This window comes from Serratia sp. NA_13 (genome assembly GCF_052691735.1).
The window spans coordinates 478166-495149 of the sequence record NZ_JBQZFV010000001.1 but is presented as its reverse complement, the minus strand read 5'-3'; the positions used below and the strand labels follow the sequence as shown (position 1 = coordinate 495149).

Annotated in this window: 15 protein-coding genes; 3 read left to right on the top strand and 12 right to left on the bottom strand. The window is 54.0% G+C overall.

What is annotated here, in order from left to right; translation table 11 throughout:
* Nucleotides 1-37: 37 nt before the first annotated feature.
* From ACUTSU_RS02255 to ACUTSU_RS02200, 12 genes are all read right to left on the bottom strand, one after another.
* The gene (locus tag ACUTSU_RS02255; protein WP_012145310.1) at nt 38-802 is read right to left on the bottom strand and encodes an FNR family transcription factor; all 765 of its coding nucleotides are present in this window, start codon (nt 800-802) and stop codon (nt 38-40) included.
* Nucleotides 803-1039: 237 nt separating this feature from the next.
* The gene (ogt, locus tag ACUTSU_RS02250) at nt 1040-1558 is read right to left on the bottom strand and encodes a methylated-DNA--[protein]-cysteine S-methyltransferase (RefSeq protein WP_445651618.1); all 519 of its coding nucleotides are present in this window, start codon (nt 1556-1558) and stop codon (nt 1040-1042) included.
* A gap of 231 nt (nt 1559-1789) precedes the next feature.
* Nucleotides 1790-2080 (bottom strand): hypothetical protein, encoded by a 291-nt coding sequence (locus tag ACUTSU_RS02245; RefSeq protein WP_445651617.1) that lies wholly within the window; start codon nt 2078-2080, stop codon nt 1790-1792.
* A gap of 324 nt (nt 2081-2404) precedes the next feature.
* Nucleotides 2405-3259: a tagatose bisphosphate family class II aldolase gene (locus ACUTSU_RS02240; RefSeq protein WP_445651616.1), complete on the bottom strand. Its 855-nt coding sequence runs from the start codon at nt 3257-3259 to the stop codon at nt 2405-2407.
* A gap of 9 nt (nt 3260-3268) precedes the next feature.
* A complete protein-coding gene (locus tag ACUTSU_RS02235; RefSeq protein WP_445651615.1) occupies nt 3269-4435 on the bottom strand; it encodes an SIS domain-containing protein in 1167 nt (388 codons plus the stop codon).
* A gap of 24 nt (nt 4436-4459) precedes the next feature.
* A complete protein-coding gene (gene agaR, locus ACUTSU_RS02230; RefSeq protein WP_445651614.1) occupies nt 4460-5230 on the bottom strand; it encodes a transcriptional repressor AgaR in 771 nt (256 codons plus the stop codon).
* 332 nt (nt 5231-5562) lie between these two features.
* Nucleotides 5563-6471: an ROK family protein gene (locus ACUTSU_RS02225; protein WP_445651687.1), complete on the bottom strand. Its 909-nt coding sequence runs from the start codon at nt 6469-6471 to the stop codon at nt 5563-5565.
* Nucleotides 6472-6490: 19 nt separating this feature from the next.
* Nucleotides 6491-7774, bottom strand: coding sequence for a Gfo/Idh/MocA family protein (locus ACUTSU_RS02220; protein ID WP_445651613.1), 1284 nt, complete (start codon nt 7772-7774; stop codon nt 6491-6493).
* 19 nt (nt 7775-7793) lie between these two features.
* Entirely contained in the window at nt 7794-8906 is a 1113-nt protein-coding gene (locus ACUTSU_RS02215) for an ABC transporter ATP-binding protein (RefSeq protein WP_445651612.1), read from the bottom strand.
* Nucleotides 8907-8928: 22 nt separating this feature from the next.
* Nucleotides 8929-9747, bottom strand: a complete 819-nt coding sequence (locus ACUTSU_RS02210; RefSeq protein WP_445651611.1) for a carbohydrate ABC transporter permease — start codon at nt 9745-9747, stop codon at nt 8929-8931.
* A gap of 12 nt (nt 9748-9759) precedes the next feature.
* On the bottom strand, nt 9760-10698 hold the full coding sequence (locus ACUTSU_RS02205) for a carbohydrate ABC transporter permease (protein WP_445651610.1): 939 nt from the start codon (nt 10696-10698) through the stop codon (nt 9760-9762).
* Between the two features lie 81 nt (nt 10699-10779).
* Nucleotides 10780-12033: an ABC transporter substrate-binding protein gene (locus ACUTSU_RS02200; RefSeq protein ID WP_445651609.1), complete on the bottom strand. Its 1254-nt coding sequence runs from the start codon at nt 12031-12033 to the stop codon at nt 10780-10782.
* A gap of 464 nt (nt 12034-12497) precedes the next feature.
* On the opposite strand from ACUTSU_RS02200, the gene ACUTSU_RS02195 reads away from it, so the two are divergent.
* The 3 genes from ACUTSU_RS02195 (at nt 12498) to ACUTSU_RS02185 (ending at nt 16931) form a co-directional block, all read left to right on the top strand.
* Nucleotides 12498-14168 (top strand): DUF4091 domain-containing protein, encoded by a 1671-nt coding sequence (locus ACUTSU_RS02195; RefSeq protein WP_445651608.1) that lies wholly within the window; start codon nt 12498-12500, stop codon nt 14166-14168.
* Nucleotides 14169-14327: 159 nt separating this feature from the next.
* A complete protein-coding gene (gene olsF / locus ACUTSU_RS02190) occupies nt 14328-16049 on the top strand; it encodes an ornithine lipid synthase OlsF (protein WP_445651607.1) in 1722 nt (573 codons plus the stop codon).
* 99 nt (nt 16050-16148) lie between these two features.
* Nucleotides 16149-16931 (top strand): N-formylglutamate amidohydrolase, encoded by a 783-nt coding sequence (locus ACUTSU_RS02185; protein ID WP_445651606.1) that lies wholly within the window; start codon nt 16149-16151, stop codon nt 16929-16931.
* Nucleotides 16932-16984 lie beyond the last annotated feature (53 nt).

Below are 16984 nucleotides of genomic sequence, written 5' to 3'. Positions count from 1 at the left end.
GTCAATAATTCTGTTGAATTACTAACCCAGCTTGGGATCAGGCGTTTACGGTCACGTTAATGCGTGGCGTACCGGCCAGCACCGACAGGGCGTCGACGTTTTCGATAGTGATGTATTTGCCTTTAACGCTGAGGATTTCGCTTTTCTGGAAGCGGCCCAGCAGACGGCTGATGGTTTCTACCGTCAGGCCAAGGTAGTTGCCGATGTCGCCACGAGTCATGGTCAGGCGGAACTCACGTGGTGAGAAACCGCGTTCTGCAAAACGGCGCGACAGGTTATAGACGAAGGCGGCCAGGCGCTCTTCGGCATTTTTCTTCGACAACAGCAGGATCATGTCCTGATCGCCTTTAATCTCGCCGCTCATCAGACGCATGATTTGCTGGCGCAGGTTAGGCATTTTACCGGACAGGTCATCCAGAGTTTCGAACGGGATCTCGCACACCATGGAGGTTTCCAGCGCCTGGGCGAAACTTGGATGCTTCAGGCCGCCAATGGCATCAAAACCGACCAGATCGCCCGCCAAGTGAAAACCGGTGATCTGCTCATCGCCTTGCTCGGTGATGGTATAACTTTTGATGGTCCCGGAGCGGATAGCGTACAGCGATTTCAGTTCATCGCCAGCCTTGAACAGGGTCTGGCCCTTCTGGATAGGTTTTTTCCTTTCGATAATGTTGTCGAGCTGGTCCAACTCATGAGCATTAAGGGTAAAAGGAATACACAGTTGGCTGATACTGCAATCCTGACAATGGATCGCACAACCACCAGACTGGATACGACGAATCACGCGTTTTTCCGGGATCATAGATTACGCTCATTCAATAATTGATATGCGTCAATTTTAACATCTTTTGCGGCAGGTGATAAGGGTAGCATTAATAACAACGGGGGAATTCTGTGCGAATTACACGCAACCATACCGCAGTATATTCTGTGGTTTCCTGAAATGTTTTATTTCTTTGGTAGTTATATCAATGTGTAACGCTTACCGCAGTTGGGGTGTTTTGCGATGTCCCGGCTGCGGTGCGATTTGCGATTAAAGCTATTCGTTCTGCAAATAGCCTTCATGCTTTAACAGCCACTGTTTGCGCTGAACCCCGCCGGCATAGCCGGTCAAGGCGCCTTGCGAGCCAATCACCCGGTGACAGGGCACCACGATGCTGATGGGGTTGGAGCCGTTGGCCATACCGACCGCGCGTGAGGCCGTCGGGCGACCTATGCGTTTTGCGAGTTCGCCATAGGTAATGATCTCCCCACAAGGGATCTGGCGTAGTTGCTGCCACACGCTACGTTGGAATTCGGTACCGGCAGTCATCACCGGCAATTGGTCAATAACATCCAGTTCACCTGAAAAATAGCGCTGCATGGCATCGGTCAGACCGCCAGGGTTGGATGTGTCTACCAGTTGGAAGCGATCGGCACGGTAGTGGGTATTCAGCAGTTTCATCAGGCGTACTTCATGCTCAGTCCAGTCGATAGCGCGTAACCGGTCCTGTTCATCGGCAATCAGTACCAGTTCACCTACTGGTGTCGCCATACGGTCAATAAAAAAAGTTTGCATATGATTACTCCTTTCGTTTGATGAGGGGATTATTACACGAAATGCGGGGGAGCGATGGCGGATTCCGGACATGAAGATGGGGCGATAAGAAAGTTCGCCCCATCTCAAGGTATGTTTCGTTCAGCTCGGGATGAACACCATTAATGAATCTGCGGATTGATAAAATAACACTGTATTTCTTCTTGGCTATATTAACACTTATTATCTGCTTTCAAGAATGTGATTTCGTGGTTAATTATAACTTACGGTCACTCTCTTAAGTGATGAGTTATTATTAACGAGTTCGGTAGTTGCGGAGGAAACTAATTCTGATGACATCATCTCTAAAGGCCTTGTGATAAAGCCAAAGGTTTCATCACTGATTTCACGGTAACAGGATGAGATGAGTTTTCCATTATTGTGGCTTATTTCACAGGTGGGGGCGGCTATCTTCCCGGTGAAATGGATCGTCCCGCCCTGTACTGCCTGCAGGGGGGCGGGGAGGAAAGCCAAAAGAGCCAATGCCATGAGAGAGTAGAACATTATTAATTCCCTTTTTAAATGAAGTGATAAAATAAGTATTTCCAATTAAACAAACTTTAAACACCTGTGTGGCGGATATCTATACTCGAAAGTTTTCCGAATGTCCGTGTTAAATGGTTTATATACTATTCTTAATTTTTATTGCCGAAAGACTTGATAATAGAGAGGGAGAGGGAAAAAACTATGATTTAGATCATGGTGACGGTGGCTTAATGATTAGCCGGCGAATGTAGCGGATATACTGTGAACTACGTCACGTTAAAAAAATGGTTATGGCCGCAGTTGAGTCTGAAATGGCGGCCAGGTCTGGTGCTTTATCCTGAGTTACAGCATGCCACTGCTGCCACAGATGCGGATTTTCTCGGCTACCACTTCTTTCATCGCCAGTTTTCCGGGCACGATATACTTGCGCGGGTCGTTAGCGTCCGGGTGCTGAGAGAAATAGCTTTTTACCGCATCGGCAAAGGCGATTTTTAGCTCGGTAGCCACGTTGACCTTGCAAACGCCCAGTGAAATGGCGCGTTTGACCATGGCTTCAGGAATACCGGAAGCGCCGTGCAGTACCAGCGGAATATCGACCTGTTCGCGGATTAGCGCCAGACGTTCAAAATCCAGTTTGGGTTCGCCGTGGTACAGTCCGTGGGCGGAACCAATCGCCACTGCCAGTGAATCGATACCGGTCGCGTTAACAAATTCTCGTGCGGCGGCCGGATCGGTAAAGAAGCTGTCGGTAGAATCGACAATCAGGTCATCCTCCTGGCCGCCGAGCCGGCCCAGTTCCGCCTCCACGCTGGCACCGTAGCGGTGGCACAGCGCCACGGCCTCGGCAACCTTGGCAATATTTTGCGCGAATGGCAGGTGTGAACCGTCGATCATCACCGAGCGGATACCGCTTTTGACTTTATATTCGATGTCATCCATTTCTTCGTGATGGTCCAGGTGCAGCGCCAATGGTAGATCGTAACGATGGGCGGCGGCCTGGCAGATGCCGATCAAATAGTCGGTGCCGGCATAGCTAAAGGTGCCGGGCGTACCCGCCATAATCACCGGTGAGCCCAGTTCGGCGGCGGTTTCTGCCACCACCTGTACGGTTTCCAGATTATGGACGTTGAACGCCGGCACGGCATAACCCTGGCGCTGCGCTTTTAACAGCATTTCGCGGTTGGATATCAGGTACATAGAGACTCCTCACGCCACAGAAGACGGGTAACGGTAAATGGTAACGCCTTTCACCACCCGGTTAACTTCACCGGTCGGGCACGGATTATCCGGCGTCAGGCCAAGTGCCAGCGAACTTTCAAATGCCAGCATCTGGGTGAATAACAGGTAAGGGAACAACAACCAGACGTCATCTTCGGCGTGGTGCAGGTTCAGCATTTGTTCGCACAGCGCCTGAGTACTGCCAGTCAGGCCGACCATCTGCATTGCCAGGCCGTCGCGTTGCAGCTCGTTCCACAGATCGCGATCGTACTGACGGGCATAACCGCCGCTGGAGAACATCAGCAGTACCAGCGTTTGGTTATCGACCATAAATTTTGGCCCATGACGCAGGCCGAGCGGCGAGTCGTAGCGGGTGACAATCTGCCCGGCCGTCAGCTCCAGCATCTTCAGCGAAGCCTCTTCCGCCAGACCGGTAAAACAGCTACCACCCAGTGTGATATAACGCCGGAAACCGTTGGCCGCCAACGCCTTCACCTGAGGTTGCAGACTGTCACGCAGCTCATGGCAGCGCGCTACCATTGCCGTCAGTGGCCGTTGGGCTTCGGCGAGAGAATAGGGGCCGAGCAACAACGCGGCGGACATCATCATGCAGCTAAAGCTGGAGGTCATGGCGAAGCTTTGATCGTTGGAACCCTGTGGCATCACAAGCGAACAGACGTTATCGCGTTGGTGGGCATATTGCGCCAACTGGCTGTCCGGGTTGCATACCAGCATCAGGTGATAGCTTTCCGGCAGCAATTGATCGGCCAGTTCCACCGTCGCCACGCTTTCCGGGCTGTTGCCGGAGCGAGCGAAAGACACCAGCAGCGTAGGGCGAGTGAGGTCGAGATATTGGTGCGGGTTGGCGACAATATCGGTGGTGCCGTAGGCCACTACGTCACGGCCGGTTTTCTCACGCAGCCAGGGGGCCAATGCACGGCCGGCGAAGGCAGAGCTGCCTGCGCCGCACAGCACAATCTGCAGGCGCGGATTAGCCAGCAATGGGGCCAGGAAAGGCTGCCACAGCGTTTGTTGCTCCTGCAATTGCCGGTGCAGGGCGGCCCATAAGTCCGGCTGCTGCCAGATCTCACGTGCGGTATGCAGTGCATGTCGTTGTTCCAGCCAGCCCGCATCGTAAGCAAAATAACCGTTCATGTTGAAACTCCTTAAAAACCGCGGTTAACGGTCGGCGATAATCACGTCGACCCCTAAATGGTTCAGCGCATGCAGGTAGCTTTCCGGGATGCGGCTGTCGGTGACCAAACGCTGGATTTGGCCGATTTCACGGATCATGCAAAAGCTGGTGCGCCCGAATTTGCTGGCGTCCGCTACGGCGATCACTTCACGCGCTACGTCGCACATGGCACGGTTGAGTTGTGCTTCACCGGGATCCGGCGTGGTGATGCCGCTTTGCAAATCAAAACCGTCGACGCCGAGAAACAGCTTGTCGAAGCGGAACTGACGCATGTGCTGCTCGGCGACCGGGCCATACAGTGACCAGGATTTACGTCGTACGCTGCCGCCAACCACCATCAGATCAACCTGTTCGTTATTGGCCAGTTCGAAAGCGATATTCAACGCATTGGTCATCACCACCAGATCCTTTTTACCGACCAGTTGCTGCGCCATTTGGCTGGTGGTCGAGCCGGAGTCGAGAATGATGGCATCACCGTCGTTGACCAGTCCCGCAGCCGCGCAGGCAATGGCGTATTTCACGTCGCGATTGAGACGTCCCTTGTCCTGTAACGGGCGATCGAAGGCGAACTGTTTATTGAGCATCGCGCCGCCATAGGCACGGACTGCACAGCCGTTTTTTTCCAGTTGGCGCAGGTCGCTGCGGATAGTGACGCTGGAAACCGAAAACTGGGCACTGAGTTGCTCGACGCGCACTGAGCCTTCGCGACAAAGCTGGTCGATAATTAATTCCCGTCTTTTTAGGGTATTGATCATTAACGCGTGACTCCTGATTTAGCTGTAGCCATACCCGGCCGCGGCGCAATGCGTCGCAGTTAATCTGGCAGGAGTGCTTTCAGTTGTTCGTGGCGAATTACAGCAAACGAAACAGTGAAATGCAATCGGTTATTTTATTAAAATATATATTTATCAAATGTTTATGTTGTTGTTTTCTTTCGGTTGGCTCCCAACCGAAAGCGACCAGGGAATAAAGTGAAAAGCCGTAATCCGTTATTTATCAGGCGACAACTTGCCGCCTGGGTTAATTTGTCAAAAGCAGGATGAAAGCTGCGCCACTGATTTTTTCCTGGTGATCTTTGCACTATTTTTTATTGCCAATTTGGGCGTAATAACGCAGCTCCTCGTACACCGCTGCTGTCGCCATGCACCGGTGGGTAGATTGCTGCCGGTTCGGTTCCGGGTAACAACCAATGGCTCATGGCTGGGGGCAGCAGTGAATACAGTTCGCCAATGTTGGACAGCCCGCCACCCAGTACGAAAGCATCTACATCCAACAACAGTTGCAGGCTGGCCAGTGCGCTGGCCAGAATATCGACGTACATGGCCATCAGCCGCAGCGCCAGCGGGTCGCCCTGTCGATAACTGGCGATCAACGCCGGTACGTGGTCGGCGTGATGGCCGAAATGGCGGCTTAATGCCAGCAGACCGCTGCCGGAAACGTAGCGTTCAAAACAGCCAGTCAGCCCGCAATTGCAGGTGAATAACGGTAAGTCGTAGCGCTGCGCCAACTGGGCGGAGATCGGCGTGTGTCCCCATTCTCCGGCCAGCCCATTGCGGCCCTTATGCAGCTGCTTGTTCATCACCAGGCCCCCGCCGGCCCCGGTGCCGATAATGGCGCCGAACACCAACGCCAGATGCTCGGTTTGCGGTGTACTGGCCTCGGAAAGGGCAAAGCAGCGGCAGTCATTTTCAATTTCAACCGGTCGCGCCAACTCTTGTGCCAAATCGTCAGCCAGACAGTGGCCGGTGAGGCAGGGGACGTTAACCGCCAATTGCCGGCGGCTGCGTGGATCCGTCACGCCCGGTAAACCGATGCCGATACTGCCCCGGGTGTGCAATTGGTTGTCGGCACTGTCGACCAATTGATGGAGGCAGGACAAGAACTCGCGGTAATCGCCGGTGGGGGTGCTGATCCGCTGGCACAGTACCTGTTTGAACTGCCGGTCGTAGGCCGCCATCTCGATCTTGGTGCCACCGATATCGAAACCGTAGCGTATTTGTGATATTTCCACGTTTTCAGGCTCCACTCAGGGTGATCACCGCAGACTCGCGGCGTGCGCGTTCCGCCGCAAACACCATCAGGTGGCTTTCCAGCGTTTCTGCCGGGCCGGACAGCACCTGTGAAGGATCGTTGGTGCGAATGGCGTCGATAAAATGCTGCATCAGATAGTAATCGCCACCGCCGTGGCCGGACATGGCGTGCAGATCTTCTGCCTCATCGACGTCGTAGACCTTTTCACTGTCGTCGACGAATGAGGTAATGCGAATGTGGCGTCCGTCTCCCTCGAGACAGCCATGACTGCCGAAAATGCGAGTCTGACGATCTTCCAATCGGGTAAAGGCGGTCATGGTGAATGAAGCAGTGCGGCCACCGGCAAATTGCATGTTGACCACCTGATGATCGACCACGTTATTGTCGCAACGATAGACGCAGCGGCCATATTGACCGTAACGCAACGCTGCCTGTAGATGCGGCTGGCTGACTTCTGGGGTTAGCACCCGCAGGAAGCCCGGTGTCGCCTTGTGGTCGTCTCCCAGGTAGATGCGTTTGGCAGAGTAGGGGCAACTGGCTTCCACCGCGCAGTCCAGGCAGTTATCCGCTGCTCCGGCCGGTTGATTTTCCTGGCGAAAATGGCGTAGGCCACCGAATGAGCTGATCTGCTCGCACGGTAATTCCATGATGTAGCGGATCCAGTCGATGTCGTGACAGGACTTCTGCAGCAGCATAAAGGCGGCTTCGCCGTCGTTGCGCCAGTTGCCGCGGACGAAAGAGTGAGCCTGGTGCCAGTAGCCCACCGGTTCCAGATGCTGCAGGCTGACGATGTCGCCAATCACGTTATTGCGCAGCAGCTGTTTCAGCTTTTGTGTATAGCGCGTATAGCGCAGTACGTGGCCGACAGAGAAAATCAGCTTCTGGCGTACCACTTCCTCGACGATGATGCGGCATTCACTGGCGTCCGGCGACAGCGGTTTTTCCAGCAGCATGGCATAACCCTGTTTGGCGAAGGCCAGTGCCGGTTCGAGGTGCAAAGTATCCTGGGTGCAGATCAGCACGGCATCGGCCAATTTGCCGGTTTCGGCGGCCTGCCGCCAGTCGGTGAACACCTTATCTGCCGCGATGGCATGCTGTTCGACAAATTGCTGACGGTAGACATCGCGCGGCTCGGCTACCGCCACAACCTGCATTAAATCCGGGTGTGCCAACGCGTAGCGCGAATAAATTTCTCCACGTGCCCCGGCACCAATCACCAATACCCGAACCGGGCGACCGGCAAAACCATTTTGTTGAGCTGACGACATTGCAGATTCTCCGATCTAATTATTTGAGGTTTTGGCCGCTGATCTGGTCGAACAGGTGGGCACGGGACAGATCGAAAGCCAGGTGGATCTGTTCCCCCAGCCGTGGTTCCCAGTCGGGCTGCGACGCCATGCGCAAAACAAAGCGCAGTCCAGCCAGTTCGCAGTGCAGCAACTCTTCATTGCCCATGCGTTCGATGGTGACAATCTTCGCCGGGAAGCAGTTATTGCTGCCGGGCGCACACAGCCGCAGGGACTCCGGGCGAATGCCAAGGCACACGCGTGGGTGCGGGTAATTTTCCAACTGCTCTTGCAGCGTCGCCGGTAGTTCCAGTGGATGTTCGTCGCCAATGCGTAGCCCGATACCCTGCGTGTTGCGGGTAATCGCCATATCGTGCAGGTTCATCGACGGGCTGCCGATAAATTCGGCGACAAAGCGGTTGGCCGGTTGATGGTAGAGATTGATCGGTTTATCCACCTGCATAATGGCACCCCGGTTCATCACGCAGATGCGATCGCCCATGGTCATTGCCTCTACCTGATCGTGGGTGACGTAGACCATGGTGGCGGCAGCACCTTCCTGCTTGAGTTGGTTGTGCAGTTCAATCAGTTGAACGCGCATCGAGACCCGCAGCTTGGCATCAAGGTTGGACAGCGGTTCATCGAACAGAAACACCTTGGGCTTGCGCACAATGGCGCGGCCGACCGCTACGCGCTGGCACTGGCCACCGGATAACTGGCCTGGTTTGCGCTGCAGCAGATTGGTGATTTCCAGTTTTTCGGCTGCATCCCGCACCCGGCGGTCAATTTCGGCTTTGCTTTCCTTGCCGATCAGGCCAAACGCCATGTTTTTGTAGACCGTCATGTGCGGATACAGCGCGTAGTTCTGGAACACCATAGCGATGCCGCGATCTTTCGGCATAGTGTCGTTGACGCAGCGGTCATGGATTAATATCTGACCTTCACTGACGCTCTCCAGTCCGGCGATCATCCGCAGCAGGGTGGATTTGGCGCAGCCTGATGGCCCGACAAACACCATAAACTCGCCGTCTTTAATATCCAGATCGATCCCGTGCAATGCATTGAATCCGTTGGGATAAACTTTCTTCACACTGTTTAACTGTATACCGGCCATATTATTTACCTTGTGTACGCGGTTAGCCTTTTACCCCAGCGCTGGCGATGCCCTGGATGAAGTAGCGTTGGAAAAGAATGAACAGCATCAGCATCGGGATCACCGCCATCAGTGCACCGGCCATCAGCAGCGGGTATTCCACCCCGGCACGGCTCGATAGCGATGCCAACCCGACCGGCAGCGTCAGTTTCTCGGTGGTGGTGTTGACGATCAGCGGCCACATCAGGTTGTTCCAGCTCCACAGACCGTTGATGATGATGCAGGCGATAATGCCGGGACGGATCAGCGGCAGCATGATGCGCCAGAAGATAGCGAAGTAGCTGTAGCCGTCGATCAGCGCCGCTTCTTCCATCTCTTTTGGCACCGCCAGGAAGAACTGGCGCAGCAGGAAGGTGGCATAAATACTGAAGATGCCCGGCAACACCAGCCCGGTGATGCTGTTCACCAGCCCCAACTTTTGCACCACCAAAAATTGCGGGATCAAAAAGGCTTGCCCGGGCACCATCAGGATGGAAATGCACACCAGAAACACCGCATCACGGCCGCGAAAATGCAGTCGCGAGAAACCGTAGGCGGCCATGGTGGCGATCACCATTTGCAGGGTAACGGTGAAAAAAGTGGCCAACAGCGAGTTCAGGTAAAAATCGGCAAAGGGGATTTCGCGCATGATCTTACCGTAGGCCTGCAGGCTGGGGTGGCCCGGCAGCAGCGTCAGCGGGATCTGGATACTCTCGGCCTGAGTTTTCAGCGAGGTGACCAGCATCCAGATAAACGGCACGACCGAAGCCAACGCCGCCAACACCATAAACAGATACACCAGCGTTCTTTTACTTATGCTCATCGTCGCGGCTCCTCAGCTGACTTTCAGGCGTTTGCCAATCATCATTTGAATCAGGGTGATCAGCAGGGTGACGGCGAACAGCACCACGGTGATGGCGGAGGCGTAACCTTTCTCCTGCAGGTAAAAGGCATACTTGTAGAACAGGTTGGTGACGGTCATCACGTCGCTTTCCACCAGCGCGCGGTCGAACATCAGGAACACCACGTCGAATATTTGCAGGATCTCGATAAAGCTCATCACCGAAACGAAGAACAGCGTTGGCACCATCATCGGCAGGGTGATGCAAAAGAAGCGGCGCAGGGTGCTGATACCGTCAATGTCGGCTGCCTCATACAGTTGACGTGGAATACTTTGTAGCCCGGCCAGCAAAATGATGATCTTCAATGCCAGCGACGACCAGATAATGATGATGGAAACGCTGATGCGCACCACGTCCGGATCGGACAGCCAGGCCACCGGCGAAATCCCCAGCAGGCCAATCGCCTGGTTGATCAGACCGAAATCCTTGTTGAACAACCATTGCCAGACCATCGCCACTGCGGCAGGCATGGTGACTGCCGGCAAGAACAGCAGGGTGCGCAACAGCGCCTTGCCACGGATATTTTGGTTGAGGCCAATGGCCAGCAGTAGCGACAGGCTCAGGCTGACCGGTACACACACCACCACATAGAACAGGGTGTTGCCGGCGGCGGTGTAGAAATCGTCATCTTCAAACAGATTGACGTAGTTATCGACGCTGAGGGTGCTCCAGCGCATAAACTGATTGAGGTCGGTAAAGCTGTAAAAGATGTTCTGCAAAAAAGGGATGAAGTAAAACACCGTCAACCCAATCAACAGCGGTAAAATCATCACCCAACCCCAAAAACGCTCGGCGCGCTCCAGGCGGTTGAGTACCGGGCGTGGGACACTTTTTTGTTGTAGGGGGACCCTGGTTGTTTCTGCCAGCGACATGTTGCCTTTCCTCACCGGTAACTGCTCTGCGGTATTCCGCAGCCGGTGCGCCTTCGGGCAGGCGCTACCGGCTCGGGGTGATTACTGCTCCATCACGCGTTCGATCTTCTTGACCGATTTGTCCATCTCGGCTTTGGCGTCTGCGCCCATAAAGATTTTCTTCAGGCTGGCAATCCACATGTTTTGCCATTTCGGCGTATTGGTACCGGCCGTGGGGTAGGCTTCGGTCACGTTGAGGGTGTCGATATAAGGCGTAACATCGACCTTCTTGATCTCCGCCGCCCAGGCTTTGGCCGCCAGTTTGTTGGCCGGGATCACCGCTTTTGCCAACTCGGTTTGCGAGGTTTCGGAGCTCATAAACTCGATGTATTTCCAAGCTTCCTGCTTGTGGGCACTGTTGGCGGACATGGCAAAGGCCAGGCTGTGTGCCACGCCGGACTGGCGCTCGATTTTCGGCATCATGACCACGCCGATGTGATCGTTGATCAGCGGATTGTTGGCGAAGGGAGCCGCCAACCATGAACCGGCATACACCATCGCCGCGCGGTTGGACTGGAAGATGTTTTCGGTTTTGACTTCGCTCATCTGTTGGGCGCTTGGCATCAAGCCATCTTTCATCATGGATTGCAGCTGTTGATAGACCCAGATGGATTTATCGTTAGCGATGTCGGTGGGTTGACCGTCTTTCGGGACTATGTGGTTGCCGCTCTGGATCAGCAGGTTCATATAGCTGTCCTGACCGTCAATGCTCAGATCCATCACCAGCGGGAAGGCACTGCCTTTCAAGCCGGTTTTCAGCGCGGTGGCTTTGTTTTTCAGATCATCCCAGCTCCAATCGCTGGTCGGGTAGCTGACGCCGGCCTGGTCGAACAGTTTTTTGTTGTACCACACGGCGATCGAGTCAACGTCGCGCGGGATGGCCATCTGTTGGCCGTCATACTGATAGGCTTTTACCGAACTGGCGACCACGTCATTTAGCTTGACGCTGCTGCCGCTAATATAAGGTGTTAAAGGTTGCATAATGCCGTTTTTGGCATATTGAACAAAATAAGGCATATTTATCCAGAATATATCTGGCGCTACGCCTCCGGCTGCGGCGGAATCCAATTTAACGAAGTATTGTGCCGACGGCGTTAATTCTATGGCTATTTTAATGTTTGGGTTTTCTTTTTCAAAGCGCTTGGCGATTTCCTGCTCGGCCGGTAATTGATTCCTGTCCCATACGGCATAGCGCAAAGTTATTTGATCTGCGGCATATAACATGGTCGGCAATAATAATGCCGTCGCAATGGCAGAATGCACCAGAAAACGGCCGGTATTTTTTATCGGTGACATTGCTTTCCCCTCGGTGAACGACGAATAAATATTTTCGTAACGTGAATTCTTTCTATCCCTTAACTTTCAATGTGTCAATACGCCCCGATCTGCCCAAAAAAGGGGCAGGAATGTTTCGTTATTGTTAAAATCGAAAGGGTTGAAGCCTAAAGCGAAAGCGTTCCTTGTTCACAATTTGTTAACCTGCTGGGCCGGTTTTGGCCCTGCCGTCCAGCAACTCCGGGCTGCTGGGGGCATAGGAATAAATGATAACCCTTGCACCATAATGGGGATTAAAAACATTTTTATTGTGCATGCCGGATTATCTTTCATTTTTGTGATGCAAATAAACAAAAAAAACGTATAGGGCAGCCTTTGTCACAGCGTATTGCCGATTTTTGATTGGACTCTATTGTTTACATCGATAAAAGGGTTTAGCCTGAAAATCACTCGCCGGTATTTACCAATAAAAGAGATCTCACCCTATGCGTCTTTCATTGACCTTTACCCATTGTCTGGAAAAGATATTCCACAGCCATAATTCGCCGCAGATTGATCAAATAAATAAGTTGATTGGCCTGAGCAATGAAATGATTTCCTGGCAGGGGGTTTATTGCCTTCACCGGGCAGATAACGAAACTCGACGTGAATTAAGCTACCGTCTTGAGGGATCACTGGCAGAGTATATCAGCGTGCGGCAGGTGCAATCGGTACCCAGCCACTTCCCCTGTTATGCCGAGACCGACGAGAACTATCTGCGCACCGAACCGGGGTTATTTCCCGATCCGCTGATGCCCCTGGTCGATTGGCGTTTCTTTGTCGCCAACAATTATTACGGCTGCCTTTGGCTGACCTATACACCGCCGTCGACGCCTGTGGCAGGCGGGGATTACCCGCTGAACCTGATCTTGTTTGATGTTAGTAGCGGCGAAGCCCTGGCCAGCGCCGCCCTGACGCTACATATTGTCCCGGTCGAACTGCCGCCGCAAACCCTGTTGCACACCGAATGGATGCATACCGATTGTCTGGCGGATTATTACCGCGTGCCGGTGTTCAGTCCCGAATACTGGCTGGCGGTGCGCAACTTTGTTCGCTGTGCGGTCAACAGTGGAGTCAACATGCTGCTGACGCCGATCTTCACGCCACCGCTGGATACCGCCGTCGGCGGCGAGCGCACCACGGTACAGTTGATTGGCGTACAGCGTTCCGCGCAGGGTTATCGGTTTGATTTCCAGCGGCTGGCCCAGTGGGTGGATATGGCGCAGGAAGAGGGGATTGAACATTTTGAGATTGCCCCGTTGTTCACCCAGTGGGGAGCGGCGCATGCGCCAAAAATTCTGGTGGAGATCGAGGGCGCACTTTGCCCGTTGTTCGGTTGGCACACTGACGCCCACGCGCAGGAGTATCAACAGTTTTTGCAGGCGCTGTTGCCGGCGTTGACCGGCTGGTTCCGCGAGCGGCAGTTGCAACAGCGAGTGTGGTTTCATCTCTCTGACGAGCCGACGCTGGAGAACATCGCCGTTTATCAGCGTGCCAGCGCCGCCTTGCGCCCACTGCTGGTCGGTTTTCATACTTTTGATGCGCTATCTGATTATGCATTTTACCAGCAGGGGCTGGTGGAAACGCCGGTGGCTGCCACCGATCATATCGAGCCATTTATTGAAAATCGGGTGCCAGGCCTGTGGGCCTACTACTGCTGCGTACAAAAAACCGAGGTGGCCAACCGCTTCTTCGCCCAGCCTTCGGCGCGCAACCGAATTTTGGGCATCCAACTTTATCTGTACCACATCACCGGCTTTCTGCATTGGGGCTTCAATTTCTATAACAGCGGCCATTCGCGGGAGCGGCTCAACCCCTACGCGGTGACGGATTGTCGCAATGCCTTTCCCTCCGGCGATGCTTTCGTGGTCTATCCCGGTGAGAATCTGACGCCGGTGGAGTCCCTGCGATTGAGGGTACTGCACCAGGGACTGCAGGACATGCGAGCCTTACAGTTGCTGGAAAGCCTGACTGACCGCGCGACGGTAGAGGCTTTGATTGAACAACAGTTGGGGATGAACATCACTTTTAAACGTTATCCACATCAGGCGGAGCCGCTATTGCGGTTACGGGAAGTGGTGAATCAGCGCATCGAAAGTTTAATTTCGGTGGCATAAAATGTGGCGTTGGTGGCGATAGGGGTCACTTCGTCACCAAATTTTCAATAATTTGCTATACCTGATAGTTGAGGGATTTCATTTTTCTGTCATGTTTCTGACATGTTAGGGTCATAGCGCTGGCTTAAGTTTGCAGCGACTAAGCCAGGAGATAACGCGATGTTTAGCTTGGACTCTCTTTTGCATGATGCATTTCCGCACCGCAAGACCCCTGCCTGGCAGCGTAGCCTGCTGAGAACTTTACTCTTCGAAAAAGAATTCAAACAATTTGCCGCCGACTATCCACACCTGAAGGGACTGGATTTGATAGAGCAGGTGGTGGACTACTTTAACCTCAGCTGTGAGTTGGTCGATGGCGACCTGGAAAATATTCCGAGCCAGGGGCCGGTGGTGCTGGTAGCCAACCACCCGATTGGCTCGCTGGACGGACTGGTGCTGCTGCGTGCCGTGGCGGCAGTGCGCCCGGATGTCAAAGTGGTCGCCAGTCAACTGTTGACCTATATAGAACCGTTGCGCAATCTGTTTGTGCCAGTGGACAACGTCGGTAACAAGACCAACCGCAAGCAAATTGAAGGCATGCAGGCCCAGTTGAATAAGCAGGGTGCCCTGATCCTGTTTCCCGCCGGAGAGGTGTCGCGGATGAGCCCGAAAGGCATTCGTGACGGCCATTGGCATACCGGCTTCTTGCGGCTGGCGGCCAAGGCCCGAGCGCCAATCGTGCCGATCCACATCAGTGCGCGTAACAGCAACCTGTTCTATTTCACCTCGCTGGTTTACCGACCGCTGTCCACACTCTTACTGGTACGGGAAATGTTCCAGCAGCAGGGCGGTCGTATCAAAATCCGCGTGGGCGGCCGTATTCCGTTTAGCAGTTGGCACGATGGCCACACCAGCGCCAAAGATTTGGCCGAGCGTTTCCGCCGTCACGTCTACCGTCTGGGTCAGGGCAAAGAAGGACTGTTTTCCAGTGAGTCACCCATCGCCTTACCAGAGGATCGGTTGGAACTGAAGAAGGCGCTGGCAAACTGTGAGCGTCTTGGGGTGACGCCGGACGGGAAAATTATTTTCCTGTATCGCCGTCAGGGTGAGGCGCGAGCGCCTATTTTGCGCGAACTTGGTCGCCTGCGTGAGATTGCCTTCCGCGCTGTGGGCGAAGGTTCCGGTCGCCGTCGTGATTTGGACAGCTATGACGACGACTATTACCACCTGGTGCTGTGGGATGCAGATGAGCTGGAGATTGTGGGTGCTTACCGCTTTATTCCGACGGCCGAGCAGTTGGAACAGAAGGGCCTGGAAAGCATCTACAGCAACAGCCTTTTCCATTATGACCGCGATATGGCACCGATTTTGGCGCAGGGCATCGAACTGGGGCGTAGCTTTATTCAGCCGGCCTATTGGGGTAAACGCGGTCTGGATTACCTGTGGCTGGGGATTGGCGCTTACCTGGCAAAATATCCGCAGTACCGCTATCTGTTTGGCCCGGTTTCCATCTCTGGCGGCATGCCGGTGACGGCGCGTGATCTGTTGATTGCCTTCTACCGACTGTACTTCTCGCCTAATCATGCCCTGGCGCAGTCTCGTAAGCCTTATCCTGCTTCGTTGCCGCAGGTATTGGCACAGTTTTCCGGCGATAACTATCAGGAAGATCTGGTCAGGCTGAAAAGCCTGCTGAGCAACATCGGCTGTTCGATACCCACGCTGTATAAACAATATACCGAGTTGTGTGAGCCTGGCGGGGTGCAGTTTATTGATTTCGGTACCGATCCTGCCTTCAACAACTGTATTGATGGCTTGGTACTGGTCGATCTTTCCCGGCTTAAACCGGCGCGGTTCCAGCGTTATATTGCGGTGCATCAACCACAGGACGCCTGTATAGAGTAATTGGCATGCGCTTCATGCTTTTTTGATCTAACCCGAAACTTGGCAACGGTGGTGGGGTATAGCCTAAGATAAGGCTTTGTTCCGCCACCGGAGTTGTTCATGCCACAGTCGTTCGTCTCGTCTTTGTTATCCGCTGAAGATCCCGCCGCCGTGGCGATTGAAACGCCCAACGGTGTCGCGCCCTTTTTATTGCTTTGCGATCACGCCGGCCGGGCGATACCCCGGCAGTTGGGCGACCTCGGCCTGCCGCCCGGAGAAATCGACCGTCATATCGGCTGGGATATCGGCGCATTAAAGGTTTCACGCCATCTTGGCCGCCAGTTGGACAGTACGTTGATTCATCAGCGTTACTCACGTTTGGTGATTGACTGTAACCGCACGCCTGGCATCAATAGTTCTATCCCGCCGCTGTCGGAATTGACACCGATTCCCGGAAATATCGGCATTGATGATAATCATGCTCAGGCACGCGAACACGCCATTTTCAGGCCTTATCATCAGGCAATAACCGACCATCTGGATGAGCGGCAGCGCAGCGGGTTGCCAACGGCGGTTATCGCTATGCACAGCTTCACGCCGGTATTTAAAGGCAACGAGCGGCCGTGGCAGGTGGGGCTGCTGTTTAACCGTCAACCGGAGTTTGCGTTACTGCTGGCAGAGCTGCTGCGAGAGGAAGGGGATTTACAGGTCGGTGTCAACGAGCCTTATGCCATGACTGACGCAACGGATTACACCCTGCCGGTGCATGCGGAACGCCGCCAACTGCCTTACGTTGGCATTGAGATCCGTCAGGATTTAATCGCCGACCAACAGGGACAGCAAGCCTGGGCCAAACGCTTCGCCAGGCTGCTGCCACAGGCCTGGCATCGCTGGCAAATTTGACTTTAGGAATATTCCCAGTGATGATAACTGTAAGGAACCTGTAAAGCGTCATT

Coding starts and splice junctions, on each gene's coding strand:
- olsF (WP_445651607.1), top strand. CDS start 14,328: ATGTTTAGCTTGGACTCTCTTTTGCATGATGCATTTCCGCACCGCAAG.
- ACUTSU_RS02205 (WP_445651610.1), bottom strand. CDS start 10,698: ATGTCGCTGGCAGAAACAACCAGGGTCCCCCTACAACAAAAAAGTGTC.
- ACUTSU_RS02200 (WP_445651609.1), bottom strand. CDS start 12,033: ATGTCACCGATAAAAAATACCGGCCGTTTTCTGGTGCATTCTGCCATT.
- ACUTSU_RS02195 (WP_445651608.1), top strand. CDS start 12,498: ATGCGTCTTTCATTGACCTTTACCCATTGTCTGGAAAAGATATTCCAC.
- ACUTSU_RS02220 (WP_445651613.1), bottom strand. CDS start 7,774: ATGTCGTCAGCTCAACAAAATGGTTTTGCCGGTCGCCCGGTTCGGGTA.
- ogt (WP_445651618.1), bottom strand. CDS start 1,558: ATGCAAACTTTTTTTATTGACCGTATGGCGACACCAGTAGGTGAACTG.
- agaR (WP_445651614.1), bottom strand. CDS start 5,230: ATGATCAATACCCTAAAAAGACGGGAATTAATTATCGACCAGCTTTGT.
- ACUTSU_RS02235 (WP_445651615.1), bottom strand. CDS start 4,435: ATGAACGGTTATTTTGCTTACGATGCGGGCTGGCTGGAACAACGACAT.
- ACUTSU_RS02185 (WP_445651606.1), top strand. CDS start 16,149: ATGCCACAGTCGTTCGTCTCGTCTTTGTTATCCGCTGAAGATCCCGCC.
- ACUTSU_RS02255 (WP_012145310.1), bottom strand. CDS start 802: ATGATCCCGGAAAAACGCGTGATTCGTCGTATCCAGTCTGGTGGTTGT.
- ACUTSU_RS02215 (WP_445651612.1), bottom strand. CDS start 8,906: ATGGCCGGTATACAGTTAAACAGTGTGAAGAAAGTTTATCCCAACGGA.
- ACUTSU_RS02240 (WP_445651616.1), bottom strand. CDS start 3,259: ATGTACCTGATATCCAACCGCGAAATGCTGTTAAAAGCGCAGCGCCAG.
- ACUTSU_RS02245 (WP_445651617.1), bottom strand. CDS start 2,080: ATGTTCTACTCTCTCATGGCATTGGCTCTTTTGGCTTTCCTCCCCGCC.
- ACUTSU_RS02210 (WP_445651611.1), bottom strand. CDS start 9,747: ATGAGCATAAGTAAAAGAACGCTGGTGTATCTGTTTATGGTGTTGGCG.